General features: G+C 42.4%; 9 protein-coding genes. All 9 read left to right on the top strand.

Annotation, left to right across the window (positions count from 1 at the left end; genetic code table 11):
- Nucleotides 1-1,050 precede the first annotated feature (1,050 nt).
- The 9 genes from BLT18_RS16070 (at nt 1,051) to BLT18_RS16035 (ending at nt 8,921) form a co-directional block, all read left to right on the top strand.
- Nucleotides 1,051-1,815 carry an arylamine N-acetyltransferase family protein gene (locus BLT18_RS16070; protein ID WP_245705301.1) on the top strand — a complete coding sequence of 255 codons (765 nt, stop codon included), beginning with the start codon at nt 1,051-1,053 and terminating at the stop codon, nt 1,813-1,815.
- A 237-nt stretch (nt 1,816-2,052) separates the two neighbouring features.
- Entirely contained in the window at nt 2,053-2,178 is a 126-nt protein-coding gene (locus BLT18_RS18705) for a hypothetical protein (protein WP_281242372.1), read from the top strand.
- Nucleotides 2,179-2,204: 26 nt separating this feature from the next.
- Complete coding sequence (locus BLT18_RS16065; RefSeq protein WP_091276313.1) at nt 2,205-3,689, top strand: 4-hydroxyphenylacetate 3-hydroxylase family protein; 1,485 nt, start codon at nt 2,205-2,207, stop codon at nt 3,687-3,689.
- A gap of 122 nt (nt 3,690-3,811) precedes the next feature.
- Nucleotides 3,812-4,564: an IclR family transcriptional regulator gene (locus BLT18_RS16060; protein WP_091276310.1), complete on the top strand. Its 753-nt coding sequence runs from the start codon at nt 3,812-3,814 to the stop codon at nt 4,562-4,564.
- Between the two features lie 27 nt (nt 4,565-4,591).
- Nucleotides 4,592-5,146 (top strand): 3-hydroxyanthranilate 3,4-dioxygenase, encoded by a 555-nt coding sequence (locus BLT18_RS16055; RefSeq protein WP_091276308.1) that lies wholly within the window; start codon nt 4,592-4,594, stop codon nt 5,144-5,146.
- Nucleotides 5,143-6,198, top strand: a complete 1,056-nt coding sequence (locus tag BLT18_RS16050; protein WP_091276306.1) for an amidohydrolase family protein — start codon at nt 5,143-5,145, stop codon at nt 6,196-6,198. The genes BLT18_RS16055 and BLT18_RS16050 overlap by 4 nt, the downstream gene beginning before the upstream one ends.
- A complete protein-coding gene (locus BLT18_RS16045; RefSeq protein ID WP_091276304.1) occupies nt 6,146-6,607 on the top strand; it encodes a RidA family protein in 462 nt (153 codons plus the stop codon). Before BLT18_RS16050 ends, BLT18_RS16045 begins: the two co-directional genes overlap by 53 nt.
- A 43-nt stretch (nt 6,608-6,650) precedes the next feature.
- A complete protein-coding gene (locus tag BLT18_RS16040; protein ID WP_091276300.1) occupies nt 6,651-8,120 on the top strand; it encodes an aldehyde dehydrogenase in 1,470 nt (489 codons plus the stop codon).
- A gap of 21 nt (nt 8,121-8,141) precedes the next feature.
- The gene (locus BLT18_RS16035) at nt 8,142-8,921 is read left to right on the top strand and encodes a 2-keto-4-pentenoate hydratase (protein WP_245705300.1); all 780 of its coding nucleotides are present in this window, start codon (nt 8,142-8,144) and stop codon (nt 8,919-8,921) included.
- The last annotated feature ends 5 nt before the right edge of the window (nt 8,922-8,926 follow it).

The raw sequence follows: 8,926 nt of genomic DNA, 5'->3' as shown, positions 1-8,926 counted from the left end.
TTTTTCAACATATCGCTCACCTTTACAACAAGTCAAAAATGGGAATATACGGTACGGCCGGCATAATAGTGTTTGGATTCATATCAATACTTTTTTCTGCACACTAGCGTATAAAAGAGGCAGACGATAGCTTATGTGCCGAAAAATAAGCCGCAGCCTGCCGTTCGTTTAAAAGTCGGATCGTCTGCTCATGTCATAGACAGGAAAGAAGAGTCTTTCTCTTTGTTGTACATCATCTTAAACAATAACGATGACACTTTCTCTTTGTTGTACATCATCTTAAACAATAACGATGACACTTTCTCTTTGTTGTACATCATCTTAAACAATAACGATGACACTTTCAACATGTTTTTTTATGTGATTAGTGCGAAATGCCGCATTCTCACACCTCTGCCAAGATAGATGCATGACCTCCGCAGCCAAGCCCCGTAGGAATCTGCCGCTTAAGACCCTGCCGTGTTTTACATCTGGATTTGTATGTACCTTGTGCCTCCCTTCTTGCATTCTTTTTCACTAACAGAAGTCTTTGTTTTAATAAAGGAAAAAAGCTTTTGTACTATTACGGGAAATAATCATGTCGAACCAAATAAAAAAGTGGTGAAGATTTCGCTATGTGAAATAATAGAATTGTTCGAAAAATGTTTAGAAGCTATGATAATAAGACATATCTTTACATCGAATGAGCAGAAGCTGCTCGAGAGGTGAAAAAATGACAAAGATAGAAATGCGTGTCCCGTCACGTTGTCTGGCAGACAGCTTGTAACATTCTCTGTTGTGCTTTTGTATTCGAAAGGTGCTGGTACAGGTATGAGTGTACAGGCGGTTTCGGATAAACAGCATTTTTGGTGTTATGTGCTGCCGGGGATAGAAAGAGAGATTAGAGGATGATTCTAACATGGAAATAGCACCCTGCATCCTAAAATATGATGTTCATCCGTCATTGGAAACGTTTCGGCCGATGGCGTAAAGGAATGAAAGCAAATGGGATGAATTATTTCTGCGAAAACAGATAGATGCAGCAATAGATCGCGGCAAGGAGTGATTGCGGTGAAAGCAGACAGGTATTTAGAACGTATTGGAGCGGACAAGCCGTTTATGCTCAGAGGGACATTATCTTATTTGACTCATCTTCAGTATCGGCACATGCTTTCTGTGCCTTTTGAAAACTTGGATGTGATGAATCATGTGCCGATAACGTTAGATATCGCGACATTTTATGACAAAGTGGTATGGCGCGGGCGTGGAGGGTTTTGTTATGAACTGAATGGGTTATTTCACTGGTTATTGCAGCAGCTGCAATACGATGTGTATTTCATCAGCGGAACGGTGAAAAAGCCCGATGGCACGTGGGCGCTTGCAGACAGTCACGCGGCAGTCATTGCTCAGTTAGAAAAGCCTTACTTGGTAGACGTTGGTTTTGGCGATTCTGCCCGTATCCCCACGCCATTAACAGGAGAAGAAATAAATGACGGAGGCAGATTATATAGAGCAGCACCCTCCGAAACAAAGGACGGTGCATATCTTTTTCAAACCAAAAAGGAAGGAGAGTGGGTTACTCTGTATCGTTTTTATGATCATCCAAAAGTATTAACAGATTTCGCTCCTATGTGCCGCTATAATCAGACGTCGCCGGAGTCCCGTTTTACGCAGGAAAGTATTGCAACCATCGCGACTGAGAACGGACGTGTGACACTTTTGAATGACACATTAAAGGTAACGGAAGGGAAATCAAAAATAGAAGAAGAGATTGCTTTGCACCATAGAGAAGACATTTTGCAAAAATACTTTGGAATTATGATGACATCGTTGTGAATATTGTCGATGTTTCATATTCTCATCCATCACGACAGGGGAAACGACATGTATAAAGCTGTATTCCTTTTTTATTTAAAAAGCGGGGTGATTCAAAAAAAGTCGTAATAACAAAAAATTAAAAAAATTTCGATTCAATTCCACAAAGTGAAATTTTTAAATTGAGCGAAAATCAGCTGCTGATTATACTTAAGTTACAGTAATAAACAGGGAGGCAGACATCAAAGGATATGGCTTGTGAGAAAGGTGCTGGCAACCGGCATTGATGCACTTGTTGTAAAAGCGTATCGAGACAAGACCTCCTTTACAGGCAGAAAGCAAAAATGTGTTCCAATTTACATCACGTTGGTAGAAATGGAATGAAAATAAATGATGAGGGGTGTATACAAATGGCAATACGAACAGGAAAAGATTATATGGACGGTTTGAAATCCAGACCTAGAGAAGTATGGCTTGAAGGAAGAAGGGTAACAGACATCGTGAATGAACCGAACTTTCGTCAGCCTATTAAAGAAATTGCAAGGCTTTATGATATGCAGCATGACCCGAAACACCAGGACAAAATCACCGGAATCTGTGAAGAAACAGGAGAAAGAGTCTCCAATGCTTTTATCGTGCCGAAAAGTTACGAAGACTTAATGAAACGCAGAGCACTGTATGAAACGTGGGCAGAAGCAACATTTGGATTAATGGGAAGGTCCCCTGACTTTCTTAATGTCACGGTTACTTCGATGGCCAGCAACTACAAATTCTTTGAAAAGTACAACGCCAGCTGGGCGGAAAATATCGTGAACTATTATAAACATGTCCGCGACAATGATTTGTTTTTGACTCATGCTCTTATTAATCCGCAAAATGACCGAAGCAAAGCCGCTCACGAACAAAAAGATATGTTCACCCACTTAGGAGCTGTAGAGGAAACATCGGAAGGAATTATTGTACGGGGAGCAAAAATGCTTGCAACCTTTGCTCCGATTACGGATGAAGTGATTATTTATCCATTCCCAGGGTTTAAGCCCGGCGATGAAAGATATGTTTTATCATTTGCGATTCCGATTGATACACCAGGTCTTCGCATTGTATGCCGCGAGCCGGTACAGAGTGGGAAACGTCCAATATTCGACCACCCATTAGCATCAAGATTTGAAGAAATGGATGCCGTTCTTGTCTTTAATGATGTACTTGTTCCTTGGAACCGCATTTTTGCCTACAATAATTTAGAAGCAGGTAACACTGTTTACGCTCAAACAGGATTAAGCCAAAATACACATCAAAATGGTGTTAGAGGGCTGACCAAATTAAGGTTTGCACAGCAAGTGGCTTCTAGAGTAGCTGATGCCATTGGTGTTGATGGTTTCTTGAACGTGCAGACGCAGTTAGGTGAACTGGTACAATCGGTGGAAACGATCAGAGCGCTGCTGCGCACAGCAGAAAATGAATATGCCATTAACGAAAATGGAGAAGCAGTACCATCTTTCACTTCATTAGAAACGATTCGTGGTATTCTGCCAAAAGCATATCCTCGAGCCATCGAGATTATTCAAACCATTGGTGCCGGCGGACTTCTTTTATCTCCAACTGGTTACGATTTTGAAAATACAGAATTGCGCGAAGATATTGATAAATATTATGGAGGACGTGAGGGAGTTGATGCTTATGATAGAGTCCGATTGTTCAAATTAGCTTGGGATCTATCAGGAGAAGCATTCGGACAGCGATTGGTTCAATACGAGCGTTATTATTCGGGAGATCCTGTTAGAAAATTAGGTATGTTCTACAGCAATTACAAGAAAAAGCATTTCGATTCATTAACGATGGTAGACAGAGCGTTGGAACAAAATGAAACAAAGAAAAATGTATCGCTGAATAAATAATGACTGTTCAAAAATGACAGCGTTTTCAACCGGTTTTGTTTGAGTAAAACCATCCATCAAATCACAATGACTAAGTTGTTGAGCAGATAACAGCTTAGTCAAGGGACAGGGGGCAGGGTGCTGTGATTTCATCTGTACGTAAAGCCGCACAAATACTAAATTGTTTTACAGAAGATGAACCGGCTTTAAGGAATCTTGATATTGCCCAGAAGCTGGATATGAGTACTAGTACAGTGTATCGCCTGGTGCATTCCTTATGCCAGGAAGGAATGTTAATCAAAGATAGTACGAACAGATACAGATTAGGGTGGAAGCTGCTTGAGTTAGGAAATATGGTGATGTATCAAAAGGATATTTATGACGAAGCTGTTCCAAGAATTGAAGAATTAACGAGAAAATTCAGGGGCACCGTGCATATCGGCATGCTCGATGAAAACGGAGATTTTATCTTCGTCTTAAAAGTAGCCGCAAAAGATGCCCTTCAAGTTCCTACGTTTATAGGAGAAAGAAAGCCTACTTACTGCTTTAGCACAGGGAAAGTTTTGTTGTCCTCTAATCCGTCATTGATGGAAAAATTCACTTCAAAAGATTTATTAAAACGCGGTCCAAACACGATTGGGACAGTAGAAGGCCTTCGAGTAGAAATGAATCAAGTCAAGAACAACGGATTTGCTGTGAGCAACAATGAAAACGAATTTGGTGTATATGGTATTGCAGCTCCAATTCAGTCGTACAGCGGCAAAAATGTAGCGGCTCTCAATATGGTAGGACCCATCTCCTATATTCAAGGACGGGAAAAGCAAAACATGGTGAAACACGTAACAAAAGTGGCAGATAGTATTTCGAAAGATTTAGGATATATTTTCGAAGAATAGAAGAATAAATGAAAGGGAGAGATAGAAATGGCTTTGAAATCTGAAAACAGCGGATTGAATGCGAGATCATTTAACTTAATGAAAACGATTGAGGAAAACAAGGATCTATTAAAACCGCCTGTCAACAACAAAGTCATGTGGGAAGACTCGGAGTTTATTGCGATGATTCTAGGCGGTCCGAATAAAAGACGTGATTTTCACGTAGACCCTTCCGATGAATTCTTTTATCAAGTCAAAGGAAGCTGCTATGTCGAATGCATTAACGACCAAGGAGAAAGAGAAGTGGTGACGGTAGGAGAAGGAGAAGTATTCATGCTTCCGGCCATGGTGCCGCACTCTCCGCATCGTCCGGCCAATACGTACGGGATTGTACTCGAGCGCAAGAGAAGTGAAGGGGAATTGGAAGATTTTGTTTGGTTCTGTGATGAGTGTGATCATGAAATGCATCGGGTGACTGTACAGCTGTCCAACATTGAGACGCAGGTAAAAGGTGCGATTGAACAGTTCAATGGAAGCGAAGAACTGCGAACATGTGATAACTGCGGTCATAAAATGCCTCCGGAAGCGGAGGAGTGGAAATGAGAATAGATTTTCACACCCATATTATTCCGCAGGACATTCCGAATTTTACGGAAAAATACGGGCAGGACCGCTGGCCGGTGCTTCATCAGACTTGCACATGCGGCGCGAACATTATGGTAGGAGGCAGCGTGTTCAGAGAAGTGACCGATCAAGTGTGGGATCCTCACAGGAGAATAAAAGATATGGATAGAGAAGGAGTAGATATGCAAGTTCTCTCGCCTATCCCCGTCACGTTCTCGTATTGGGCGCCAGTTGAGCAGGCACTGGAGATGGCCCGGGTGCAAAATGACTTTATCGCAGACACAGTAAACGCTCATCCGGCGCGATTTTTGGGGCTGGGAACGGTTCCTATGCAGGATACAGATGTCGCGATTCAAGAAATGGACCGGTGTATTCATGAGCTGCATTTATCCGGCATTGAGATCGGAACCAATGTTAACGGCAGCAACATAGATTCCAAAGAGTTCGCTCCATTTTTCGAAATGGCGGAAAAGTGGAATGTACCGTTGTTCATCCATCCGTGGGAAACGATGGCAAGAGACAGAACGCCACGCCATAATTTTATGTACACCGTCGGAATGCCAAGCGAGACAGCACTGGCAGCGGCGAGTCTGATATGGAGCGGGGTGATGGAAAAGTATCCGAAATTAAAAATTTGCTTCTCTCATGGAGGAGGATCGTTCCCTTACATTATTCCGCGGCTGGATCAGGGATGGCATGTATGGCCGCATTTACGGCTGACAAGCCACCCGCCAAGTCATTATATAGATAACTTGTACTTTGATTCCCTGAATTATGATCCGTTAAATCTTCAATTTCTAATCGACAGATTTGGCCATGAACGGATCATGCTGGGATCGGATTATCCATTTTTATTAAGAGAAATACCGCCAGGAAAAGTGATTGACGGTATGGACAGCCTTACAGCCGAACAAAAGCGGTTCATGTTAGGAGAAAACGCTCTGCAATTTTTAAATGTAAAGGAGAAAAAGATTAATCATGAGTCCACAAGTAACGTCTCCCGAGGAAAAGCTCCAAGCCCTGGGAATTAAACTGAGTGATGTACGTCCGGCAGCGGGGAATTATGTCAGCCATAGCAAAGTTGGCAATCTGATTTTTACATCTGGACAGGGAGTAGACAATTATCATGGAAAGCTTGGCAAAGATTTAACGGTAGAAGATGGCTATCATGCTTCCCGGCAGTCTGTGATTAATTTATTAAACGTATTAAAGGCAGAACTGGGAGAGCTGAATAAAGTGAAAAAAATCGTGAAAATACTAGGCTTTGTGAACAGCACTGAAGATTTTACAGACCAGCCGAAAGTGATGAATGGAGCTTCTGACCTTTTAGTAGAAGTATTCGGTGAACGGGGAAAACATGCGCGCTCGGCTGTCGGAATGGCACAGCTGCCTCATAACACAGCCATCGAGATTGAAATGATTGTAGAAATTGAAGAATAAAGCTCAGGGTTTTCCCTGAGCAGCAGACTAGGAGGCAAAGAGGATGCAAGTAAAAGAGATACCAAAGAATAGAGTGGAGGCTGTCGATTGTCTTCATTTCATCGATGGAAACTTTGTTGCTTCGGATAAAAAGTTCAGCAATATAAATCCAGCCACAGAAGAAGTCTTAGGGACGGTGGAAGAAGGCGGGAAAAAAGAAGTGGATGCAGCTGTTCAGGCTGCTAGAAGAGCATTAAAAGGTGAATGGAAAACGATCACGACACAAGAACGCTCGAAAATCCTGCGGCGCATTGGGGATATCATCACAGAGAGAGTGGAAGAGCTGGCTGTTCTAGAAGCGCTGGATACGGGCAAACCATATGAAATGGCTGTCGAAATGGACATCAAAAGGGCTGCATATAACTTTTATTTCTTTGCCGACTACTTGACTTCTATGGGAACAGAAGCTTATCAACAGGATCAGCAAGCTCTTCACTACGCGATACGGCGTCCGGTTGGCGTTGTAGGAATGATTAACCCATGGAACCTTCCATTGCTTCTTTTAACGTGGAAATTAGCTCCGTGTCTGGCTGCTGGCAACACAGCAGTGATGAAGCCAGCGGAGTGGACGCCAATGACAGCAACTGTACTGGCTGAGATTTGTAAGGAAGCGGGAGTTCCTGATGGCGTCGTGAACCTCGTACACGGATTTGGTGTGGACTCGGCAGGAGCTGCCATCACAGAACATCCGGATGTCGATGCGGTTACATTCACCGGAGAAACAACAACAGGAACGGCGATTATGAAGGCGGCTGCTCCGACATTGAAAAAACTGTCTTTTGAACTAGGCGGGAAAAACCCTAACATTATCTTCGCTGATTCCGATGTAGATGAAGTCATTGAAACAACTTTAAAGTCGAGCTTTATGAACCAAGGAGAAGTTTGCTTGTGCGGGTCGAGAATCTATGTGGAAGAAGGTCTGTATGACGAATTTCTTGATAGATTCATTGAAGCAACAAAGCAGCTGAAAGTCGGTGATCCGTTTGAAACCGGAACGAAAGTAGGATCTGTGGTCAGCAAAGAACATTACGAAAAAGTGATGAGTTATATCGAAATAGCAAAAGAAGAAGGCGGTAACATCCTCACAGGTGGAAACCGTCCCGAACATATGGAAAAAGGCTACTATATTAACCCAACCATTATAACCGGTTTAACCAAAGACTCGCGCTGTATTCGAGAAGAAATTTTTGGGCCGGTCGTGACCGTTGTTCCTTTCAAGAAGGAAGAAGAAGTGATTGAACAGGCCAATGATACCCATTACGGTTTGGGAGCTACCATTTGGACCAATGATTTAAGAAGAGCCCATCGTGTCGCTCAGCAAATAGAGGCAGGAATCATCTGGGTCAACACCTGGTATTTGAGAGACTTAAGAACGCCATTTGGCGGTATGAAACAAAGCGGTATCGGAAGAGAAGGCGGAGCTCATAGTTTTGAATTTTACAGCGAATTATCCAATGTAACGATAAAAATGTGATGTAAACGGAGGGTCTTTAGCGTGAATGAAAAAGTGCTATCTCTGTCGGAGCATTTAACGGAGGCGGAAAAAAGCAGACAAGGGGTCGAACCTTTAACTTCTTTAATTCCTGATCTAAGTATGAAGCAAGCCTATCACATTCAATTAACTAACATTCAAAATAAAGTAACAGCCGGAGATAGTATCATAGGCAAAAAAATTGGATTAACATCGAAGGCTATGCAAGATCTTCTCGGAGTGAGTGAACCGGATTATGGTCATTTATTAAACAGCATGCAAATCGATAATAAAGGGTCCGTACCAAGAAAAAAGGTGATGCAGCCAAAGGTAGAGGGAGAAATTGCATTTATTTTAAAAGAGGATCTAAAAGGCCCTGACGTAACGACAGAAGATGTACAAAGAGCGACAGACTATATTGTTTCGGCGTTAGAAATTGTAGACAGCCGAATCAGCGATTGGAAAATCACGCTCGCAGACACGATTGCTGATAATGCCTCATCAGGATTGTTCGTTACAGGCGGTGAGAAAATAAATATAAAAGATATAGATTTGCAGAATGAAGAAATGGTCTTCTATAAAAATGGAGAAAAAGTTAACGGAGGGAAAGGATCAGCAGCTCTTGGCGATCCAGCGTATTGTGTAGCATGGCTTGCCAATAAGCTTTATGAATATAACATGACGTTGAAATCAGGGGAAATCATTCTTTCCGGAGCTTTATCCAAAGCTGTGGATGCAGCACCGGGAGATACATTCAAAGCCTCTTTCTCTACGTTGGGGGAAGTGGAAGTGAGTTTTATATAAAGGAG

The organism is Alteribacillus persepolensis, from assembly GCF_900099605.1.
Lineage (GTDB): Bacteria > Bacillota > Bacilli > Bacillales > Marinococcaceae > Alteribacillus > Alteribacillus persepolensis.
Note: the sequence above shows the minus strand (reverse complement) of the source record. Positions and strands in the feature narration are given on the sequence as shown.

Coding starts and splice junctions, on each gene's coding strand:
- BLT18_RS16055 (WP_091276308.1), top strand. CDS start 4,592: ATGGCTTTGAAATCTGAAAACAGCGGATTGAATGCGAGATCATTTAAC.
- BLT18_RS16045 (WP_091276304.1), top strand. CDS start 6,146: ATGAGTCCACAAGTAACGTCTCCCGAGGAAAAGCTCCAAGCCCTGGGA.
- BLT18_RS16065 (WP_091276313.1), top strand. CDS start 2,205: ATGGCAATACGAACAGGAAAAGATTATATGGACGGTTTGAAATCCAGA.
- BLT18_RS16050 (WP_091276306.1), top strand. CDS start 5,143: ATGAGAATAGATTTTCACACCCATATTATTCCGCAGGACATTCCGAAT.
- BLT18_RS16040 (WP_091276300.1), top strand. CDS start 6,651: ATGCAAGTAAAAGAGATACCAAAGAATAGAGTGGAGGCTGTCGATTGT.